The organism is Pseudoalteromonas sp. 2CM39R, from assembly GCF_023161845.1.
In genome coordinates, this window is record NZ_JALNTM010000008.1 from 44,339 (window position 1) to 66,725 (window position 22,387).

General features: G+C 41.9%; 19 protein-coding genes. 5 read left to right on the forward strand and 14 right to left on the reverse strand.

The window, feature by feature from the left end; all coding sequences use genetic code 11:
• Positions 1-101 precede the first annotated feature (101 nt).
• From MTF66_RS18245 to MTF66_RS18275, 7 genes are all read right to left on the reverse strand, one after another.
• Complete coding sequence (locus MTF66_RS18245; RefSeq protein WP_054553188.1) at positions 102-380, reverse strand: YfcL family protein; 279 nt, start codon at positions 378-380, stop codon at positions 102-104.
• Positions 381-382: 2 nt separating this feature from the next.
• Positions 383-1,525 carry an ATP-NAD kinase family protein gene (locus tag MTF66_RS18250; RefSeq protein WP_248527760.1) on the reverse strand — a complete coding sequence of 381 codons (1,143 nt, stop codon included), beginning with the start codon at positions 1,523-1,525 and terminating at the stop codon, positions 383-385.
• Positions 1,515-2,084 (reverse strand): elongation factor P hydroxylase, encoded by a 570-nt coding sequence (locus MTF66_RS18255; RefSeq protein WP_058586361.1) that lies wholly within the window; start codon positions 2,082-2,084, stop codon positions 1,515-1,517. Before MTF66_RS18255 ends, MTF66_RS18250 begins: the two co-directional genes overlap by 11 nt.
• Before the next feature lie 90 nt (positions 2,085-2,174).
• Positions 2,175-5,351, reverse strand: a complete 3,177-nt coding sequence (locus MTF66_RS18260; RefSeq protein ID WP_248527761.1) for an HD domain-containing phosphohydrolase — start codon at positions 5,349-5,351, stop codon at positions 2,175-2,177.
• Between the two features lie 122 nt (positions 5,352-5,473).
• Positions 5,474-7,915, reverse strand: coding sequence for an HD-GYP domain-containing protein (locus MTF66_RS18265; RefSeq protein ID WP_248527762.1), 2,442 nt, complete (start codon positions 7,913-7,915; stop codon positions 5,474-5,476).
• Between the two features lie 95 nt (positions 7,916-8,010).
• The gene (locus MTF66_RS18270) at positions 8,011-9,174 is read right to left on the reverse strand and encodes a GGDEF domain-containing protein (RefSeq protein WP_248527763.1); all 1,164 of its coding nucleotides are present in this window, start codon (positions 9,172-9,174) and stop codon (positions 8,011-8,013) included.
• 175 nt (positions 9,175-9,349) lie between these two features.
• Positions 9,350-10,000 (reverse strand): glutathione S-transferase family protein, encoded by a 651-nt coding sequence (locus MTF66_RS18275; RefSeq protein WP_248527764.1) that lies wholly within the window; start codon positions 9,998-10,000, stop codon positions 9,350-9,352.
• A 101-nt stretch (positions 10,001-10,101) separates the two neighbouring features.
• Between MTF66_RS18275 and MTF66_RS18280 the strand changes: the two genes are divergently transcribed.
• Positions 10,102-10,941, forward strand: a complete 840-nt coding sequence (locus MTF66_RS18280) for a LysR family transcriptional regulator (protein ID WP_248527767.1) — start codon at positions 10,102-10,104, stop codon at positions 10,939-10,941.
• A 60-nt stretch (positions 10,942-11,001) separates the two neighbouring features.
• On the opposite strand, the gene aroC is transcribed toward MTF66_RS18280, so the two are convergent.
• A complete protein-coding gene (gene aroC / locus MTF66_RS18285; RefSeq protein ID WP_248527770.1) occupies positions 11,002-12,099 on the reverse strand; it encodes a chorismate synthase in 1,098 nt (365 codons plus the stop codon).
• Between the two features lie 65 nt (positions 12,100-12,164).
• Positions 12,165-13,100 carry a 50S ribosomal protein L3 N(5)-glutamine methyltransferase gene (gene prmB / locus MTF66_RS18290; RefSeq protein ID WP_175079220.1) on the reverse strand — a complete coding sequence of 312 codons (936 nt, stop codon included), beginning with the start codon at positions 13,098-13,100 and terminating at the stop codon, positions 12,165-12,167.
• A 101-nt stretch (positions 13,101-13,201) separates the two neighbouring features.
• On the opposite strand from prmB, the gene smrB reads away from it, so the two are divergent.
• Positions 13,202-13,759, forward strand: a complete 558-nt coding sequence (smrB, locus tag MTF66_RS18295; protein WP_054562116.1) for an endonuclease SmrB — start codon at positions 13,202-13,204, stop codon at positions 13,757-13,759.
• Between the two features lie 24 nt (positions 13,760-13,783).
• The gene (locus MTF66_RS18300) at positions 13,784-14,704 is read left to right on the forward strand and encodes an AEC family transporter (protein WP_248527772.1); all 921 of its coding nucleotides are present in this window, start codon (positions 13,784-13,786) and stop codon (positions 14,702-14,704) included.
• 2 nt (positions 14,705-14,706) lie between these two features.
• Here the strand turns inward: MTF66_RS18300 and MTF66_RS18305 are convergent, their stop codons facing one another.
• Genes MTF66_RS18305 through sixA form a run of 4 tightly spaced genes read right to left on the reverse strand, consistent with a single transcriptional unit; the run spans position 14,707 to position 16,774 of the window.
• Positions 14,707-15,441 carry an SDR family oxidoreductase gene (locus MTF66_RS18305; RefSeq protein WP_248527774.1) on the reverse strand — a complete coding sequence of 245 codons (735 nt, stop codon included), beginning with the start codon at positions 15,439-15,441 and terminating at the stop codon, positions 14,707-14,709.
• The gene (locus tag MTF66_RS18310) at positions 15,438-15,914 is read right to left on the reverse strand and encodes an ASCH domain-containing protein (protein ID WP_248527776.1); all 477 of its coding nucleotides are present in this window, start codon (positions 15,912-15,914) and stop codon (positions 15,438-15,440) included. The genes MTF66_RS18305 and MTF66_RS18310 overlap by 4 nt, the downstream gene beginning before the upstream one ends.
• The gene (locus tag MTF66_RS18315) at positions 15,898-16,248 is read right to left on the reverse strand and encodes a RidA family protein (protein ID WP_054562122.1); all 351 of its coding nucleotides are present in this window, start codon (positions 16,246-16,248) and stop codon (positions 15,898-15,900) included. The genes MTF66_RS18310 and MTF66_RS18315 overlap by 17 nt, the downstream gene beginning before the upstream one ends.
• A gap of 49 nt (positions 16,249-16,297) precedes the next feature.
• Positions 16,298-16,774, reverse strand: a complete 477-nt coding sequence (sixA, locus tag MTF66_RS18320; protein WP_058586339.1) for a phosphohistidine phosphatase SixA — start codon at positions 16,772-16,774, stop codon at positions 16,298-16,300.
• Between the two features lie 195 nt (positions 16,775-16,969).
• Here sixA and MTF66_RS18325 point away from each other — a divergent pair, with 195 nt between their 5' ends.
• Both MTF66_RS18325 and MTF66_RS18330 read left to right on the forward strand, forming a co-directional pair.
• Positions 16,970-19,690, forward strand: coding sequence for an insulinase family protein (locus MTF66_RS18325; RefSeq protein ID WP_248527777.1), 2,721 nt, complete (start codon positions 16,970-16,972; stop codon positions 19,688-19,690).
• Between the two features lie 176 nt (positions 19,691-19,866).
• Positions 19,867-21,981, forward strand: a complete 2,115-nt coding sequence (locus MTF66_RS18330) for an EAL domain-containing protein (protein WP_374237568.1) — start codon at positions 19,867-19,869, stop codon at positions 21,979-21,981.
• Here the strand turns inward: MTF66_RS18330 and MTF66_RS18335 are convergent.
• Positions 21,978-22,172 (reverse strand): hypothetical protein, encoded by a 195-nt coding sequence (locus MTF66_RS18335; protein WP_248527780.1) that lies wholly within the window; start codon positions 22,170-22,172, stop codon positions 21,978-21,980. The two genes, MTF66_RS18330 and MTF66_RS18335, sit on opposite strands and share 4 nt — an antisense overlap.
• Positions 22,173-22,387 lie beyond the last annotated feature (215 nt).

Genomic DNA, 22,387 nt, shown 5'->3' on the forward strand with positions numbered 1-22,387 from the left:
TACTAAGGTAAATTTTAAGTTAATGGAATTACCTGATAAAGGTAAAGTGATGATGTAAAAAAAGCGACACAGGTCGCTTTACAGAATTTTATTTAATTAGATTAGGCTGCAAGAGCTTTAACTTCATCCCATAGGCGCACAACAAGCTCTTTATCTTCTTCGTTTAACTCACCGTTGCGATAAGCTTTAACTAGGCTAGATTCAACTTGATTGTTTAACTCATCAATCGATAAGTTTAATTCTTCTACTTGTGCATAGCCTACAGCTAAGTCAAAGTGACCACGTAAATAGCCACCAGCAAATAGCTCGTCGTCAGTTGCTTTATCGACTAAATCATCAAAATATTGCTGCGCTGCATCAATATAACTTACTAAACTCATTGTTACTTCTCCTCTGGGTGCAGCCCATCTTGATGACCCACTGCATACATAATATGGTCATTAAAACCTGTGGTTACGCGAATATAACCACTTAATTCATCGTCTAACTCACTGTCACCCGTATCGGCAATCAGTGGTCGGCCATTTAAAGCCTGTAATTTAGTTTTAGTGGCTACAACAATAATGTTATCACGGCCAATAGCACGAATAAGTGCAGGGCTTAATTGCTGATTACCTCGGCCGAAGATATGGCCTTGGCCACCTATTAAGGTGATCACCAATTTGGTTTCTTTACCTTGTGTGAGTTCAAGTAATTGCTGAGCAGTTAAATCCTGCGCGATAAGCTCTTGGTCTGCCACTAAGTCTACACCCAGCAAGGTATTTTCAAGACCCATTTCTTCCATAATTGCCGCGACTGTAGAACCACTGCCCATCACATATAAGCAGTCTTCATCCATTTCACTAACAACATAGGCAGCTATATCGGCAAGCACTAATTCATCGGTTTCTTTACCGCCATTTTTCACTGCCTGTACATAACGTACTTCGCTCGGCACTTGCATTTCACCATAGCGCTTAGCTTTTACCGTGCCTTCGCGAAATGCCTCTTCGTCGATATCCATCACATCAGCATCACCAAGGCTTACAAGTTCACCTTTAACTAGCATCTCAACAACACGCCCAGCTGCTTTTGGGGTAATAGCATAAACCCCAGAATGGATTTTACAGCCTGCAGGAATACCTAATACAGGAGTGCTATCGCCAACCGCATGGCAAATATTGCGGGCAGTACCATCGCCACCCGCAAATAAAATAAGATCGACACCTTGCTCAACTAATAGCTTGGCAGCCTGCTCTGTGTCATCTGGGGTGGTGATATCGTTTGCTTGGTAAATAACTTGGCTTTGAAAGCCTAGTTGCTTTGCCGTTTGCTCGCCCATTTCACCGTTTACAGTGTAAATGATTAAGTCATCTTGATGGGCAAGCAGCACTTCAAGTGCCGCTCGGGTGCGTAGGTTTGCTTTTGGCTCCGCACCAAGTTGCATTGCTTTTGCTGCGGTATCTGCGCCATCACTGCCCTTTAGTGCGACACTGCCACCTAAGCCGGCAACCGGATTTACAATCAAACCTAATTTAAACTGCATCAGATAAAGCTCCTGGGTTGCCATGAAAATCGCGCTGCCACGTAAACTGAGCAGCTGTTAGTGGCCATGGGGTTTTATAGAAATCACTCAATGCTTTAAGAAGTGCTGTTGTGCGCTGATTAAAGCCAGATGCTAAAAAGCTCAACACTTGCTGGTGAACTCGCGCTTGAAAATCGAATCGACAGGTTTGCTCGCCATTTAAATTATCAACCGATACATTAAAATCAAAACCAGCTGCAGTACTGAGCGCCCATTCAATAGCTTGGGGCTTTACTTCAACTGCTTCAAATTCAGCTTGCTGGTGCTTATCACGACCATCTGGGCAATACCAATAGCCATAATCTTCTTTTAACCGACGTGCCTCACCAGCCACCAGCCAATGGGCAATTTCGTGTAAAGCACTGGCATAAAAACCGTGGGCAAACACAATTTGGTGATAAGGCGTTTGCTCATCAGCAGGCAGGTAAATAGGTTCATCATCACCCTTTATCAAACGCGTGTTATGGCTTTGATAAAAGGTGCTTTCAAAAATAGCGATTAAGTCAGCAATCTGATGCATACGGCTTGAATTCATCTCGTTAAAAGCGTCACTAAAAACGAGGCGAATTGTACGGACTTTTCACTCTAAAGTAAAAGCAACCGCCCTCAGTTACAGGTATTTTGCGATATCAACATCATCGATTTGTTCTGGGTTCAAATAGCGTTTTGCATATTCAAGATAAATACCTGATGTTAAGAACAATTTGAACACATCTTCATCAACATGCTGATCGGCTACCATCTTGGCTAAAATATCAATGGCAACACTGAGTGGCTTGGCTTTTTTATAAGGTCTATCGGCTGCGGTTAATGCCTCGAAGATATCAGCCAGCACCAGCACACGCTCAGGTATCGATAAATCATCTGCAGATAACTTACGCGGATACCCCGTGCCTTTGAGTGTTTCGTGATGGGTCGAGGCATAACGTGGCACCCGTGCTAACTCTTCAGGGAACGGCACATTATCGAGCATTCGAATGGTACTGATAATATGCTCATTAATTTTAAAGCGATCTTCGTGTGTCAACGTACCGCGCTGAATTTGCAAGTTATACAGCTCACCAAGATTATACTTGTAATCAGGAATGCTCACTTTAATGCCTAAGCGCTCGTCATACTCAATGGGTTTATCGTGGGTGATCAGATGTTCTGGCTTATCTGAAAGCAGCTTTTCAGTAACAGGCAGCTGCTCATCGCTGCTGTGAACTCGCAGCTCTTCAACTGGCGAAAGGCCTATTTTATCATCAAAATGTCGTTGCCACGTTATGTTACTTAGCGACTCTAAACGCTTAAGACTTGCTTCATCCATAAATTCGCCACCCACATTGCAAGCTGCGATAAACGAAAAATCACTGCGTAATTGTGCTTGGCGTTTGCCAAGCTCGGCTTCAAGCTCAGGTTGCTTTTCTGGTGAGCTTTGCAACGCTTTTAAATAAGCGATTTCTGCATCTCGCCAAAGTACTTCAAAACGTGTGCGCACTTCATGAATACGGTTATAAATAGTTTCTAACTTAGTGCCTTTGTCTACGATATGCTCTGGGGTGGTGATTTTACCGCAGTCATGTAGCCAAGCTGCGAGGCTAAACTCTCTTAACTCGTCTTTATTTTTAAAGGCAAACTCTTTAAAAGCGTGTTCATCTGAGCTTGAGGCCGCTTTGGCCAACATAATGCCCAGTTCTGGTACTCGTTCGCAGTGCCCTGCTGTATAGGGCGATTTATCATCGATGGCCTGCGCAATAAGCTCAATAAATGATTCCATTAAGGCTTTTTGATTTTGCTCATGCTGCTGAATAGATTGACTCATTTGCACCATAGAGTTGGCCAGGTTATTGATTTCTTTAATACTGCTTTTTAAGGTTGAAACTTGGTCAAACTGACGGCGCTTTATCTTTAAGTTTTCGCCCTCTAAGGTCTTAATAGGTGCAACAATGGGTGAGGCAAAAAACCACGACACCGGCAATACCATAATTAAGCATGCGGCAGTGATAAAAATAGAGAGCTTAATTTTCTCACGGGTAGAGCTTAGTACCCCCTCTTTCGGCACCACTATCGCTAAGTAATCGCTATTAATGCCCCCTTCTGAAAGCGGAGTGATATACACATACTTTTCAATGCCATTTAGGGTCATCAAACGTAAATGGGCAAAGTTTGTTTCATCTGTAATTAAAGTTAAAAACTCAGGATATGGCACAGTGCCAATTACTTGTGTTTGCTGACTGGCATCGCTCCCTAACCATTTTCGCTCAAGAGCAGCAATGTACGAATTTGGCAACTGAGTGATTGCCATATCAATTAAGTCTTTAAGCGCTGCATCCTCTGGATGAAACAATAAATGCAGGGTATCGGGTAGTAGATCGTGGCTATAACTATCGAGCTGATTGTACTGAATACCATCTATAAAAAACTGCTTTTGGGTGTATTTGAATACCGCCTCGTTATCTAAACCAGCATAGACGCGCCCTTCGCTTACTGCATCAAGCACCGCTTTTGTACTTGGTAGCTCAACAATATCGATGTCGGGAAAGTGCTCTTTGATCACTTTAATCACCGACCAGCCCTCGCCTATAGCCAACTGTTTGCCCGCTAACTGCTTCATGGTAACAACGGGTGTGGACCCTTTTGCTGTAATGATACTGAACGGTAAGGTCGCCATAGTTTGGCTCATAAGACCAAGCGGCTCATTAGCAGGCGTTTTAAAAATAGGCTGAATAATGTCTATTTCATCTTTTGCAAATTGGCTTAAAAACTCAGCCCAAGTAAAACCATTTATAAAAGTCACCTTAATTCCCAGCAACTCAGCCAAACCATTAATATAATCAATGCTATAGCCTTTTGGGTTTCCGCCAACACTAAAGTCCATTGGTGGCCAATTGGTTTCGTTAGACACACTCAAATAAGGGTACTTTGCTAATACACTTTGCTGATCTTCAGTAAGAGCTAGTTTTTCAAGCCTTGGCAATAATAAGCTATTTTTTTGTTGGTTAGAGGCAACAATTTCACCTTCTTTGTTGTAAATATACAGCTCACTTAAATACTGGCTGCTCATTTTACTTTGCTGTTTACTTAAATACTCAGAAATGCTCGATAAGCTCACGTCTAACGCCAATACACTGTTTTCTCTTGCCGACTTTATCGAATAGGTTTGCCCGGGAGCTTGTAGGTGGGTGAAAAAATACGGCTTGGTTTTATTGACTCGGGTCGAGTTTGCTTGCTTAAACCACAAACGCTCTCGCGGATCATAGCTGGTACTCTTTGTTTGAGAGATACGCAAATTAAATTGCTGATCAAAGTAATGAGTGTGCTGAACACGCTTTGCACCTTCACCGCTAATATGGATCACTACCCAACGATCCGCTTCGATGGCTTGCAACTGCTGGCGAACAATTTTACTACTTTCTAAATTAATTAATTCATAAAAGTCACCATTTTCATAGCCGACATATAAGGCATAAAACAATGGATTGAGCTGCATGATTTCGCTCATGACATCTCTCAGTTCGCTTTTATTTTCGCTGTCGGCGCTGATAAGGCTGCTATTTTGTACCATCACACTTAATGTGTTTTCTGACTTTTCATTCACCCCAGTAAGGTAATCAGCAACGGAGCTGGTGGCTAAATTAAAGTTTTTAACACTGGCTTCTAAAGCCATTTTTTCACTGAAATAATATTGCAGGCTAATTGCAATCAGGGCTGTTAATGAGGTGGCTAATACGAACACCGCAACAACGGTAAGACGAATCGAAAAACGAATTTTTTGTTTGAGTTTTTGAAAAGCAGATACCAGCACTTATGCATCTCCTTGCAATGCTTTGTTCGTAAATAATATTAGCTTGTATAATCTTTATACACCAATAACTTTGTATTACAAACAAAAACACTGCAAAATTAGCCTAAAGCATAAGCAAATAATTACCTTAGATATTTTTGTATATCGACTGAATCTATTTGCGACTCATGTAAAAACTGTTTTGCATATTTTAGGTATATGCCTGAAGTTAAAAAGAGCTCAAATACGTCACGGTCAATGTGATCGTCATCGACCATTTTCGCTAAAATATCAATAGCAACACTCAGAGGTTTCGCTTTTTTATAAGGTCTATCTGCTGCGGTTAATGCTTCGAAGATGTCAGCAAGTACTAACACACGTTCAGGTATTGATAACTGCTCAGCGGTTAATTTTCGTGGATAACCGGTGCCTTTTAAGGTTTCGTGGTGGGTTGACGCATAACGCGGAACTTTCGCTAATTCTTTAGGGAATGGCACACTACCAAGCATACGAATTGTGCTGATCACATGCTCATTGATCTTAAATCGGTCTTCCGCTGTTAACGTGCCCCGCGCCACCGACAAGTTATACACTTCGCCAAGGTTATATTTATACTCAGGAATGACCATATTAATGCCCAAACTCTCTGGGTACTCAACGGCTTTTTCGTGTGGAATTAAATCACTTGGCTTATCGCTTAGCAGTGACTCTTCGGCAGGTAAATGCTGATTCTTCAAATCAGCCATACGCATTTCTTCAAGGGGTGATAAACCTAAACTTGCGTCAAAATGGCGCTGCCATTTAATGCTAGCAACCTCATGTAAACGAGACAGCTGCGCTTCATCCATAAACTCACCACCAACATTACAGGCAGCAATAAAGCTAAAGTCTGCGTGTAACTTTTCAGTTTGTTGCTCAAGCTTTTGCTTAAGCACAGATTGCTTCTCTGGGTGCGCTAATAGTTGCTCATAGTAAGCAATTTTTGCATCACGCAGCAGCACTTCAAATCGGGTGCGTATTTCATGAATACGGTTATAAATGGTTTCGAGCTTAGTGCCTTTATCAACAATATGCTCTGGTGTGGTGATTTTACCGCAATCGTGCAACCACGCTGCTAAACGAAACTCGCGTCGCTCATCAGGGGTTTTAAAGCTGAACTCAGAAAACGCCTCATCTGTTGAACCTGATGCTGCATCAGCAAGCCAAATACCCAGCTCTGGCACCCGCTCACAATGCCCTGCCGTATAGGGAGATTTATCATCAATGGCTTGCGCAATAAGCTCAACAAAGGACTCCATCAGCGCTTTTTGTGAGTTTTCATGTTGCTCAATGGAGCGACTCATATCGACCATCGAACTAGCTAAATAATGAATTTCTAAAATATGGCTCGAAAGCGTTGAGACCTCATTGTAATCGCGCTGTTGAATTTTTTTATTCTCACCCACTAGTTTAAGTATTGGGTTAACGATTGAAGAGGCAAAAAACCAAGAGACGGGCAGCAGCAAGAGTAAAAATAAACCCGTGACTAAAATTGAAATTCGTATTTTTTCTTTAATTACCGCTAACACATCATCTTTAGATACCAGTACGGTAAAATAATCCACTTCATCAGATTGCATATCGCTACTGAGCGGAAGAGGCAGCACAAACATGTACTTTTCTATGCCCTTTTCATGGACGCTTAGCATTTTACCAAATTGATGCGCTTTATTAGCAAGCCCAGATTGCTGCTCATCTAATTTAACTAACTGGGATAAATCAGCAAAACTATGCTGATGGCTTTGATTTTTACTGCTCGCAATAATCTCGCCATCACCCCGATAAACATACATTTCACTTTCAACCAAGTGCTTCATTTTAGTTTGTTGCGCGGTTAAAAAATGATTCAAACTTGCACTGGCAATATCAATCGCTAATACATCGCCTGTTTGCGCTGATTTAATTGCATAGGTATAACCTGGTACATCAAATACGTTAAACACGTACTGCTCAGTTTTCGTCACCGAAGTACTGATTGCATCCTGAAACCAAACACGGGTTCGCGGGTCGTAATCTGTCGCTTTAATGTCTCTTTTACGAACGTTGAGCGACTCGTCTAAATACGTGGTTACTTGCTTACGATCGCTGCCCTGCCCTGTAATTTGATACACCAGCCAATGATCGTCTTTATCAAGTTGAAACGATGAAGGAAGCTTGGCATAGCCTTTTAAATTAATAACCTGTAATAAGTCGCCATTAGCATGACCAAGAATAAGCGAATAAAAGTCTGGATGGCGCGTTAAAATTTCGAGCAATACATGCTGTAAAATCTCTTTATTATCTTGGCTATTCGAAAATAATCGCGTGTCGTGGATCATCACGCTTAAGGTATTGTCGGCACGATGGTTGATTTGGGTGATGTGATCGGCTATTTGCTGGCTAGTTTGTTTAAATTGTTCTGATTTAGTTTGCAGTATCAGCTTTTCACTAAAGTAATAATGCAAACTAATCGCCACCACGCCTGTGAGTAAACTTGCAAGGGCAAATACCAGCAAGACACTGGCTCTAATTGAAATTTTATACCCTTTATCGTGGCGTGTTAGCATTCGCGACTCCTTGCTTGCTAATATAAGAAAATAATATGATTAAAGATTATACCGAAATGACTATAAGGTACATGTTTTAACGCATAATTAAGTTTTTAAAGTTTAATAACTAATTGATTACGTCCTGCATCTTTAGCCTGATAAAGTGCAGCATCAGCTCTTGAAATAACTGATTTTTGCTCCTCTTCTCTCATCACTGTTAAACCAAAACTTGCGCGAATTGGTAAAGATAACTCACCAACTTCGCACATTTCACTATTCAACCTTGAGATCATACTATTAATAATAACCGTTGCATCTGGCACAGAGCATAGTGGTAGTACAATTACAAACTCCTCTCCGCCAAAGCGATACACATCATCAGAGGTACGTAGTGAGTGAGTTAAAAAAGCAGAAAAACGTTGTAATACAACATCCCCCACCTCGTGGCCGTGGGTATCATTCACACGTTTAAAATAATCAATATCAGCCAAAATAACACAGACCTGTTTTGGCTCACCTTGTTGCTGCTTAACCAACCGCTGATATTCTTCATAGGCATTATCAAAAGCACGACGATTGGGCAGCTGAGTAAGTGCATCTTTAAGGGCTTGGGTTTTCATTTCATGGGCAAGCTGGGCAAGCTGTGTATTTCTTACAAATAGTGCGCGGCGCATCGTGTGCTCTTGAGCAGCCATGATCAACCCCGCTAAATTAGCTGCCACATGCGCTAAGATCACCACATAAAATGAGTGAATAGATATATCTTTATAGGAGTAAATAACAATCACAGCGAACACACTGTAAGCAACACCTAAAAACAAAGATAACTTCAAAGATAACAATGTTGAAAAGTAAAAGGTGATCAAAATGATCACATCAAAAAACATGTGCAAAATATAATTTCGCTCATAGGTGACAACCATGAACTGGATATTCAAAAATAAAAACACCATAAACACGACAATCACGGGTTTTAACTGCCCTGGAGTTTTTATAAAACCTAAACCAAAAGCGCTTAGTAAACAAACTGATATAGTAACGGCTCTACCGATCAGGGCAATATCGGGCCAAAAGCTCGCTTGAATGATCATCTTGTCAAAGAATGTCACCAAAAAAGTAACAACTGCAATCAAACAGGTAAGAAACTGAGCTATTTTTTTATCTTGAGCAAATTTACTTTGCAAAAATGCTTGCTCAACCTGTAACGATTTAAATTGGCAAGCATAGCGCTCAATCGACATATCTTCGTTTAATAATTTTGCTGCAAAAGCGCCCATAAATAAATGCCTACTACGAAAGGAAGTGAGGGGTGTTAGATTAAAGAGCAACTACTCTAGTATAGAGTGTATGCTCATTAATTAAACTAGTATTTTTGTATAAAAATACGACAAAAAAACCTAGATAAAAGCATAGTAGACAATAAATTAAATAGGAAAATATTCTAAATTTCAGTTAGTTGATTTCTTCACCTGCTTCATCACAGTCTACTATATCGGTTTCTTTAAGGGCTTCGCTTATCCAGCTTTGCATTACCGGGCAACTAAGTACGTGCTGGCAATAAGCTTGTGCAGCATGCGAAAGCTCCACCTGATACGTTTTGAAGCGCAGAACCACAGGTGCAAACATTGCATCAACAATAGAAAATTCGCCAAATAACCATTCGTTAGGGTAACTTTGCTGCTGAGTAGAGAATATCTCATCGATACGCGCAATGTCTTTTTTAGCTTGCTCTGATAATTCAACATGCCTTTTAGCGCGAATATTCATTGGCATGTCATTACGAAGTGCAACAAAACCAGAGTGCATCTCAGCCGCTAGACTGCGTGCTTTTGCTCTTTGGGTTATTTCACTAGGCCAAGCAGCACCATTTAGATAAGCATCATTGATGTATTCACAAATAGCGAGTGAATCCCACACGGTTAACTCAGCATCAATAAGAGCCGGCACTTTTTGCACTGGAAACTTACTTTCTAATGCTTCATAAAATTCAGGCGTATCCAAAACTAACTGCAGCTCTGTAAAAGAGATATTGAATTTACTCAGTAAATACCAGGCCCGCAATGACCAAGTTGAGTAATTTTTATTGCCGATAAATAATTGCATTGTGCTTCCTTTAACGTTTAGATTAAGCTCACTATAAAACAGCAATTGGGTAATTACTCGCCAATTGTTTTTATGCTACCTATAAGAAAAGCTGATACATTATGGATATTGATGCCCTCAGGACTTTTTGTGCCTTTGTTGATACAGGCAGTTTCACCCGCGCTGCAGCACAAATTTGCAGAACCCAATCTGCGGTAAGTATGCAAATGAAAAAGCTTGAACAAGACATTGCAAGTCCGCTATTTGAAAAGCAAGGTCGTCAACTGGTGCTAACCCATCAAGGCCACCAGCTAGCAAGCTTTGCAAAGCAATTAATAGCGCTTCATGATGAAGCCTTTAAGCAATTAAAAGCAGGCACTGGCAATTTACGTGTGCGCATTGGTTGTCCTGACGACTATGCCCACTCTTTACTACCAGAGCTGGTTGATGCTTTACACCAACAGTTTAATGCACTGGATTTACAAATAAGCTGCGCCCCAAGTACTGAGCTTAGAGCCAAGCTAGACCAAGGTTTGCTCGATTTAGTAATTGCTACTCGCTCGCCAGACAGCGAAGAAGGCTACTTATTGCAATCAAGCCAAGGCGTATGGGTGAAAAGCCCCGCTTTTAAGATTAACGAGTCAACCCCGCTTCCTATCGCCTTGTTTCAACGAGACTGTAAATTTCATCAAGCCAGCATTGAGGGTCTATTAAAAGCCGAGCGTCGTTTTAATATTATTGCCTGTTGTGGCTCAGCGGGAGCGTTACATGGCTTGATTAAACAAGGACTGGCAATTGGCAGTATGGCACGAATATGCATGCAATCGAGTGTGGAAGAGATCAGCGATAGCTCACTTCCAGTACTGCCTGTCATTGATATCGTGCTGCTATACGGTAATCATGCCCACAACCCACTCTGTCATGAGCAACTTAAGCAGCTTGTTGATTTGATTAAGACGTAAAAAAAGCGCGATGATAATCATCACGCTCATTAACTGCGTTTACTTTATTTAAAGTCGCGCTTAAATCGAACTTTTGATTGGTCCATGTTCGTGGCTTACATGTGGGTTTTGACCACGTTGGCGCAGTAAGTGATCCATTAAAGTAATCGCCATCATCGCCTCAGCAATAGGAATTGCGCGAATACCTACACAGGGATCATGACGTCCTTTGGTGATCATCTCTACCGCTTCGTTGCTGGTATTAATGCTGTTGCCCGGTATGGTAATGCTTGAGGTTGGCTTAAGTGCGATAGAGGCAATGATATCTTGCCCTGTAGAGATACCCGCAAGTACACCGCCCGCGTGATTTGATGTAAAACCATCAGGAGTTAACTCATCACGGTGCTCAGAGCCTTTTTGCTCAACCACATCAAAGCCATCACCGATCTCAACGCCTTTTACTGCGTTAATGCTCATTAATGAGTGTGCAAGCTCTGCATCAAGGCGATCAAATACTGGCTCACCTAAGCCTACAGGCACATTTTTAGCAACCACTTTAACTTTAGCGCCTACCGAATCACCTTGTTTTTTTAGGTCGCGCATGTATTCATCAAGCGCTTCTAATTTACTCGGATCAGGGAAGAAAAATGCATTGTTTTCCACTTCATCCCAGTTGTAGTCTTGTGCTTTAATTGGTCCAAGCTGGCTCAAACATGCCCGCACTTCAATACCATGAAATTGTTTAAGGTATTTTTTTGCAATTGCACCCGCCGCTACACGAATCGCAGTTTCACGGGCAGAAGAGCGACCACCACCTCGGTAATCACGAATACCGTATTTATGCCAATAGGTATAATCACCATGACCTGGGCGAAATACATCGGCAATTTTGCCGTAATCTTTTGAACGTTGATCGGTATTTTCAATCAGTAAACCAATACTAGTACCTGTGGTTTTACCTTCGAATACACCAGAAAGAATTTTTACTTCGTCACTTTCGCGGCGCTGTGTTGTATAACGACTTTGCCCCGGCTTGCGACGGTCTAAATCAATTTGTAAATCGGCCTCGCTAATTTCAAGACCTGCTGGTGTGCCATCAACAACGCCGCCTAATGCAACGCCGTGGCTCTCACCAAAGGTGGACACTTTAAATAGTTGCCCGATGCTATTACCTGCCATTAATTTTCCTCATTCCTAATGACTACTGAGACCGAGCCCTCAGGCTCGGCTTTTAAAATCTGCTGTTAATCTGCGAAATATTTAACAAGTTGCTGTTTGCTGATCACAAACACGCCAAGACCACCTTGTTCAAATTCAACCCACTCAAATGGTGCGCCTGGGTACAGCTCTTCCATATGTACCATAGAGTTACCAACTTCGACAAATAACAAACCGTTATCAGTTAGATGCTCGGCAGCTTCAGCTAAGATGGTACGAGTAACATCAAGACCATCATGACCCGATGCTAAACCAAGCTCTGGCTCGTGATGGAATTCACGAGGTAAATCAGCCATATCTTCAGCATCAACATACGGTGGGTTAGCTACGATCAGGTCATATTTTTGACCCGGAACACCACTAAACACGTCTGACTGAATTGGCAGTACACGGTCATTGAGCATGTAATCGCTAATATTAATATCAGCAACTTCGAGCGCTTCATATGAAATATCAACCGCATCAACCTGTGCATCTTCAAATGCTTGTGCAAGTGCAATAGCGATACATGCAGAGCCGGTACATAAATCAAGAATGCGCGTTACTGAGCTTGGCTCTTCTAACCAAGGTGCAAAGCGATTATTAATTAACTCTGCAAATGGCGAACGTGGAATTAACACGCGCTCATCAACATAAAACGGCATACCTGCAAACCACGCTGTGTTGGTCAGGTAAGGTACTGGCGTACAATCATTAATACGCTCTGCAATTAGTTCAGCTAAACGGTTTTTCTCGGTGCTGGTTAAACGCGCATGCATTAACTCTTTTGGCGCATCTATTGGCAAGCTTAATGCTGGTAATAGTAAGCTAACTGCTTCATCCCACGCATTATCTGTGCCGTGCCCAAAGAAAATACCACTGCTGGCAAATTGACTGGTTGTCCAACGTAACCAATCATGCAACGTTGAAAGTTCTGCAATTGCCTCGTCTAAAATTGCGTCTTCTATCTGGAAATGGTTCATGTATGTTCCTTAACTTTCAAAGTCTGTTCTGACGCGTATTGTACCGTCTTTTCAGTTGGTTTTTACTCGATTTTTAGCGTTTTTTTGTTTAGACTGCCGCCATGAAAAAAGATCCCCACGCCAACAACCACATTAGCACTGACGATATTGACTTATTTCGTCAGAGTATTAGTGGTGCCAAAGCATTTAAACAAGACACTATTCGATTCACCAATAAGCCTAAAGTGTCACAAGCGAAGCAATTTTCCCAGCAAAAAAAGCAACATCAGGCAGAATTTTTCTTTTCTGATGAATATGTACCAGACATCGACACTCATGGCACCGTAAGTTATGTCAAACCAGGTCACGATAGCTTTTTAGCAAAGCAACTTCGCCGTGGAGATTACCCACCTGATTTAACCCTTGATTTACATGGCCTAAATAAAGAATTAGCCAAAGATGAGTTGGCGGGTTTAATTCATGAGTGTAAAAAGCAGCATTACTATTGCGCTTGTGTTGTACATGGTATTGGTGAGCGCATACTTAAACACAAGGTACCGCAATATTTAGTTCAACACCCTGATGTGATTGCTATGCACCAAGCACCTCTTGAATTTGGAGGTAAAGGTGCGGTACTTATTTTAATTAATCTTCCACAAAGTGATGAGTTCAGACGCTAACGTCTTTTTATCATAAGGCCTAAAGTGCATATTTTTTCGATTATCTTTCCACTGATTTTTATCGTTTTAAGTGGTTACATCAGCTCGCGAAGCAAGTTTTTATCGAAAGAGCATATAGCAGGTTTAAGTAAGTTTACTTTTTATATCAGTGTGCCTGCTTTTCTATTTTTAAATATGGCCCAAGCCGATTTACAAAATAGTGTGTCTATTGCAGGCTTTTTGAGCTTTTACATTCCAGTATTGGCCATTTACGCCCTCGGCTATGTTCTTGACCGCTATCTCATTAGCAAGCAATCTGCGCCGTCACGTCATGCTGTATTTGCCCTTGGCAGTAGTTACTCAAATACAGTACTGGTAGGTTTACCTATTATTATTGCTGCACTTGGGCAACAGATGGTCGGCATTGTGTTTATGATCATCACTTTTCATAGTGCACTCTTGTTTACCCTCACCTTTTTGCTCAGCGCTAAGTCGCAGCAAACATTCTCTTGGCGATCATTTGCTAAAAACATGCTGCTGAATCCAGTCGTGTTAAGCATCAGTAGCGGCTTGGCTGTTAACCTACTTGGCTTTACACTTTTTGATAATTTAGCAAATGGCCTGAGTCTACTTGCCAAACCTGCCATTGCCTGTGCGTTATTTGTATTAGGGGCGAACCTTGCGTTTTATAAAGTGGCCGACAACTTACAAGCCTCACTCATTGCAACCATCATCAAGCTAGTTGTATTACCGTGCGGGGTCTACTTTTTTGCAGGCAGCGTATTCAACCTAGAGCAATCATTACTGAACGTGTTAGTACTTTTAAGCGCCTCTCCTTTAGGGGTCAACGCTTATCTAATCGCCAATCAAATTAAGCAACACCAAGCGACACTGGCAAGTAGCGTCGTGCTTTCAACTGTATTGAGTGTAGCGAGCTTTAGCATCTGGTTAAGTATTTTACTTTAGTTTTATAAGCCACCGGATACATCGATAAAACTGCCCGTTGTGAATGAGGCTTGCTCACTTGCCAAAAAGTAAATTGCTGAGGCAACCTCATCAGCTTCACCACCGCGCCCTAGCGGCAACTTAGATTTTAACCTATGAACTCGGTTTGCTTCACCGCCATCGCGGTGCATATCGGTATAAATAAGGCCTGGCCTTACCCCATTAACTCGAATACCTTTACTCGCCACTTCTTTAGCAAGGCCAATCGTGAAGGTATCAAGTGCTCCTTTGGATGCGGCATAATCTAAATATTCATTTGGCGAGCCTGTTCGCGACGCACCCGATGAAACATTCACAATACTACCTTTGCCCATACGCTTTATTGCTTCTCGCGCGCACATAAAGGCGCCAGTAACATTACAACTTAAAATAGCGTTGATACGCTTAGCATCCATCTCTAATAACGGCATTTGCGGCATCATCATCGCTGCGTTATTAACTAATACATCTAACCGCGAAACCTGAGCATCTAATTTAGCGAACATAGCGAGCACTTGCTTCTCATCGGCAATATCAGCTTGTAACAAATACGCATTCACGCCAAGCGCTTTTATCTCATCAGCGACCTGCTCTGCACTTGCGTGATCAGACTTATAATTAATACACACATCATAGCCATGTTTAGCAAATAGTTTTGCTGTTGCTGCACCTATACCGCGGCCGCCTCCGGTAATAAGAACCACAGGATTCGTGCTCATTCTGACTCCTTGTAAACTAACCTAAACTGCTCACACACCAACGGCATCTCAGGGTGACATTGATAGCCTGTATCTGCGAGCTCTCGCTGATAATAATCCCAATGCACACGCTGCCAGTACTCAAGGCTTTTGTCGCCCTCGCCTTCTAATGCGGCGTAATCGGCGCTTATTTGATTATATGGGGTAATAGTTACAGAGACGGTTTCAATTATACCGAGTGGCTGTCCCTGCCAATTGGTAAAAATGGCTAAGTCACCAACTTCAGGAAGGGCTTCATTATTGGCTTTAAACCAATAAAGTGAAGGGGTTGTTGCTTGTTTTACGCCATTTAAAACCAGCAATGCGCAGTCATTGGCATCTTGCTCATTGTCGCAAAAATGCCAATGTGGCAGTTCAATCACTTCGCGCCCTGATTGCTCATTAAAGCGAGCAATCATCTGCGCGATACGCTGCTCGTTACTTAACGGCTGCAACGACAGAAATCTCAACTAATAATGCATCGCGCGCCATTTTTGCCTCAACACAAGCGCGAGCTGGTGCATGACCCTGTGGCACCCATGCATCCCAAACAGCGTTCATCTGTGCAAAGTATTCCATGCTCTTCAGGTAAATTGTGGCACTTAGCATGTGCTCTTTGCTACTACCTGCTTCAATAAGTAGCGCTTCGACCTTATCAAGCATGGTTTGAGTTTGTTCGGTGATATCTTTTTCGGCATCAGCACAAACTTGGCCGCATAGGTATACTGTGCCGTTATGCTTAACGATACGGCTCATACGTGCACCGGTTTGTAAACGTTCGATTGTCATAGTAAGAACTTAAAAAATTAACAGTGGCGCTAATTTAGCAAATCCACTGTTAGATTTCGACGTTATTTGGCGAGTGAATACTGAGGTAGTGACTGCGCTGTTTGTGTTCATCATATTCGATAACAGCAACCGCACCTGTATTGAAGATTGGCATGTGACCAGGGCTCAACTGATCAACTAAGTAGCTAACAATTGGCATATGGGCAACGACCAACCAAGTATTGCAGTCTGGATGCATAGCAATCAAGGTTTCGAGGTAATCAGCAGCAATTTGCGGTACACCATCGGGGGTAATATCACTGCAGGTTTCGTTAAATTGTAACGAAATATGTTGCGTCGCATCCAAAGCAGTTTGTTGTGCGCGAATGTAAGGACTTACCAACAGAGCATCAGGTTTATGGTGTGTCGCTAACCACTGCCCCATTCGACTGGCTTCTTGGTGACCGGTCTCGGTCAGTTGTCTTGCTGCATCATCTGCTTGCATTGGCGTAGCTTCGCCATGGCGCATGATTAAGATTGTTTTCATAAAAAATCAACCGATTAAAGAATATAAAACAGTAGCCAGTTTGCTTGATTGTTCGCTATATTAGAATATCATCACTAGATACATTAAACATCCGCTTATGATATTCAGGTAGATTTTCGTAGCTCTGTCTTTTTTAGCTTTCCTGAAAATATCATCTGTTGTTAGGACATTAACGCACTCTTTCAGGAGCATCTTTTGAATATCAGCCGCAATGATAACAGAACATATCAACCCCTAACACTGGACAATGGTCTAAAAGTACTTTTAGTGCAAGACTTAGAGTCAACAAAATCAGCGGCTTCAATGGCTATTAACGCAGGCCATTTCGATGACCCCCTTGATAGGCAAGGTCTCGCGCACTTTTTAGAGCATATGCTTTTTTTAGGCACTGACCTGTACCCAGAATCGGGCGGATTTTCTAATTTTGTATCGCAATCTGGTGGCAACACGAATGCCTGGACTGGCACTGAGCACACTTGCTACTTCTTTGATATTAATAACCAACAGTTTGCTGAGGCACTGGCACAATTCAGTCGTTTTTTTATTGCCCCACTCTTAAATCCTAAAGAGACAACTAAAGAACGTAATGCTATAGACGCAGAATTTAAACTAAAAATAAAAGATGACGGCCGCCGTATTTATCAGGCTCATAAAGAAACGGTTAACCCAGCGCACCCTTTTGCAAAGTTTTCGGTCGGTAACCAGCAAACCCTCGCGGATCGTGAGGGCTGTATCAGTGATGAGCTACGTGCTTTTTTCGATAGCCACTATCAGGCTCAGTGGATGACACTGGTGATATGTAGCAATGAAGATATTGCGACCATGACCACCTGGGTAAAACAGTTATTTAGCGAAATTAAAGGTCAGCCAAAAAGTAAAGAGATCATAGAGCAGCCACTTTATCGTAAACAAGACTTGGGTAAGGTGCTGCATATTGAGCCACATAAACATATGCAAAAGCTCATTATTAGCTTTGCGATGCCAAATATTGATGACTTTTACCGTCACAAAACCGTTAGTTTTATCGCTCACTTACTTGGCTACGAAGGCAAAGGATCGCTGTACTCTATTTTAAAAGAGCAAGGCTGGATCAATGCCCTCTCAGCAGGTGGCGGCATTAATGGCAGTAACTTCAAAGATTTTAACGTAAGCATGGCGTTGACTGATGAAGGTATTGAATACTATGAAGATATCGTCGAAATGGTGTTTGAATATATCTGCTTAATTAACCAAAACTGCGATAAATTACCGCGTCTTTATCAAGACAAAAAGAACCTCTTGCAAATTGCCTTTGATAACCAAGAAAAAGCGCGCTTAATTGATTGGGTGAGTAACTTAAGCATTAATATGCAGCATTACGATGAAGCCAACTATGTGCAAGGCGATTATTTAATGGAAGGCTTTAACCGCTGCGCTCATGAAATTGCCATGCAATGGCTAACACCTGATAACATGCGCTTGGTACTCATTCATCCAGGTGTTGAGCCTGAGCACACTACAGCGTGGTACAACACCCCATATAAAGTAGAAGACATCTCAGCAAGTTGGTTAGAAGCGCTTAGTGAAATAAACACGCCATTACCACAGATGTGCTTACCAAGTGCTAACCCATACCTCACAAAAGATGTTGAACTATTACCATTAGACGAGCCAAATAAATCACCTGAGCTTTTAGTCACACGAGACGGCTTTGATTTTTGGTTTAAGCAAGACGCGACTTTCAGAGTAGCTAAAGGGCATTTTTACTTAGCAATGGATTCAACCTTTGCGATTAAAGATGTTAAACACATGGCCCTTACGCGCTTATTTGCAGACCTGTTTATGGACAGTGTTGCTGAGCAATTTTATCCAGCAGAATTGGCTGGTCTTAGTTATCACTTAACCTCGCACCAAGGTGGCTTAACCCTACATACTGCGGGTCTTTCATCGAGTCAGTTAGAGCTGGTTAATGAGTTACTTGAAGCACTCTTTAATGTTGAGATCTGCGCAAAACGCTTTGCTGAATATAAAAAGCAGCTCGTTAGACACTGGCGAAACAGCAATCAAAACAAACCTGTTAGTGAGCTATTTAGTATTTTGGGTGCGCAAATCATGCCTTGGAACCCAGAGCCTAATGCCTTAGCACAAGCTTTAAAAGATACGAGTTTCCACCAATTTAATTGCTTTAGAAATGAGTTTTTTAAAGCCTTGCACGTTGAGTCTTTTTTACATGGTAACTGGCAACGCTCTGATGCGCTTAAGTTCCAAAAGCAAGTGACTGAGCACCTAGCTGACAGCACAACAATTATTGATTTAACGCGACCGCTAAACGATATAACCGAAGTAGATCAACAGCGCTTCACGTTAAATTGCAGCGATCATGCGATGGTGCTTTACTATCAAGCACAAACGGATGACACCACCGAAAAGGTGCAAATGATGGTACTTAATCATTTAATAAACCAAGATTATTTTAATGAGTTAAGAACCAAGCAACAGCTCGGCTATTTAGTTGGTGCAGGCTATGCGCCTTTCAATACCCGTGCAGGTATTGCTTTTTACGTGCAGTCACCTATGCATAGTGCTGATGAGATACTTCAGCGTCACCAGCAATTTATTAATAATTATGTGGCACAAGTAAACAACATTTCTGAGCAGCAATGGCTCGATACCAAAGCCGGTCTTGTTACGCACATTGCTGAAAAAGACAAAAATTTACGCCTTCGCTCGCAGCGCCTATGGTTAGCTATTGGCAATCGCGATACTGAATTTAATATGCAGCAGCAGCTTTTAGAGGCGCTTGATAAGTTAACTCTTGAGCAGATGCAGCAATATATAACCGAAACGTTTAGTGATAACAGACCAAGAATAGAACTTTTAAGTGATCCAAAGGCCAAAAAACAGCCAAAAGCAACACTTTCTTCGCATTCTCTTTGACTCGAACGCGAGCTTAGATTAGATTAATTGGTGCGAATTACGGTAATGCATTAATGATAAAAATAATAAAAATGATTTCTGCTTTTTTAACAATAAGTATGGCTGGGATTTTTTCAGCATCTGCCAGCCCCATAGAGCTTGAACAGAGCACATTGCTGCTTATTCCAAGTGCTATTATGATGCTGTTGTTGCCGTACCTATTATTTATAATTTTCAAATTAAAGCGCTCTCGAAAGCAGCTACGTATTTCAGAACATCGCTTAAAAAGTACCGTGGAAGGCAGTGGCGACACTCTCTGGGATTGGAATATAAAAACCGGAGAAGTGCTACGAATAAATGATAAATACACCTCAGATACGGATAATAATACTGGCTTTCCCCCTAACCGCGAATTAATTCACCCTCACGACTTACAACACGTCGAAACAGCCCTAAAAAAACACTTTGCCGAACACACCGCCTTTTTTGAAGCAAGTTACCGGATTAAAGATAGCCTCGGTCGTTGGCATTGGGTGCTGGATCGCGGCAAGATCATCGAAAAAGACGCAAACCTAAGCCCTTTGCGTATGACAGGCACTGTAAGAGATATTTCTCAGCTTAAATCAACAGAAGCCCGTTTAAACCTATTCGCTAAATGCGTTGAGTCGCTAACTGACGCCATCGCCATTTTCGATAAAAACTTTAAGCTGGTTGACTTAAATCCAAGCTTCTTAACGCTATTTGGTGGTACCCGAGAGCAATATTTAAAGAAAGATTTTACCTTAAATGGCTATGACCAAAGCTATGTGGATGAAATTAAAGCCACTGTAAAAGCCACGGAGCATTGGCAGCAAGAGGTTAAACTTCGCAATGCGAAAAGGCAGCTGCTACCAATTGAAATTTCAATTGATGAAATCAAAAATGAGCACAACCAAATATGTAACTATGTCGTTGTGTTTTCAGATCAAACTGAGCGTAAAAAAGCCGAATCGCAATTACATAATTTATCGAATCGCGACCGCACAACAGGCTTACCTAACCGAAACTTATTTTTCACCAATCTAAAAAAGCTCGCTAAGCAAGATAACCATCACGCTTTATTAGTGTTTGACCTAGATAACTTTAAAAAGATTAATGACTCTCTGGGTCACCAACTTGGTGATAGCTTGCTATCTAAGCTTGCGATGCGCCTGAATAAGTTAACCCGTGAAAAAGATGTGTTTTATCGCCTAGGCGGCGATGAGTTTGCACTGGTAATGTCGGGTACCAACGATATACATACCATCACTCGCATGGCAAAACTCTTTTTAGCTGCAATTGCCACCCCTTTTAATATGGCAGGTCATGAACTGGTGATCACCTCAAGTGTCGGTATCGTGCTGTTCCCTGAAGATGGCAATACCCCTGAGCTATTACTTAAAAATGCGGATACTGCCATGTATCACGCCAAGAAAAAAGGCAATAGCTATCTGTTTTTCAACGACACTATGAACCGTGAAGCGGTTAAACGCTTACAAATCGAAAACTTAATGCGTTACGGCTTAAAAGAAGATCACTTTGAAGTGTATTACCAACCGAAGATGAATATTCGTACAGGTAAACTCGATGGTATGGAAGCTCTTGTGCGCTTTATTACCCCGAAAAAAGGTGTGATCAGCCCAGGAGTGTTTATTCCTATCGCTGAAGAAACTGGGCAAATTATCGAAATTGGTGAAGTTGTTTTAAACAAAGCATGCCGCGATGTAAAAGCATGGATAGATCAAGGCTTATTCAACGGTCGTGTTGCTGTGAACTTATCGGCTAAGCAGTTTAGCTTACCTGATTTAACCACTCGTATTGATGTGATTTTGCAAAAGAATGAACTGCCCTCTTACTTCCTTGAACTTGAGATCACCGAAGGTACGGTTATGGACGATCCTAACGAAGCAATTGCAGTAATGCGTTCACTCAGTGCTCGGGGTATTCACCTTGCGATGGATGACTTTGGCACGGGTTACTCATCTTTAGCCTATCTTAAACAGTTCCCGCTTAATACCTTGAAAGTTGATAAAGCCTTTATTGACGACATGCAATCAGAGCGTGGCCGTAATATGGTTGACTCAATTGTGACCATTGCCCATAACCTTGATTTGCATGTGGTTGCAGAAGGGGTTGAACAAGCCGAACAGGTTGTGATGTTAGAGCAGTTAAAATGTCAGACGGTTCAAGGCTACTATTACTCTAAGCCACTGTCTCAGCCAGAGTTTACCGCCTTCCTACAAAAACAACTCGATAAATCTGCACCGAGCCTGTTAAAAACAGCAAAAGTTTAAGGTCGCCAGCCACACGATTGGTGGCCAACATGGCGCACAAATGCGCGGCGGTAATGCACGTTAAACAAACACCAAGCGACAGGCCCAAGCACTCCACCTAACAGCATCCAACGCTTTACTGGCATCCCTTTAGACAGAGACTCTAAATACATCACCAAAATAAATACACAGCTCAAAAATACAAATAGCACACAGCACCTCATTAAAATCAGCGGCAGTGTACATAATTTCAGCAGGCTTTAAAACTTCACTCATGCTATACCCTCTATAAGGCTTAGTTATACTGACCTTTATGCTACTTAGCCTTACTTGCTAGGCTGTTGAAATGATGTACAAAAACCAATCTTTTTTGCTATTATCGGAACGTGCTATCAGCACAAAGGAATATACAAAAATAATTATGAGG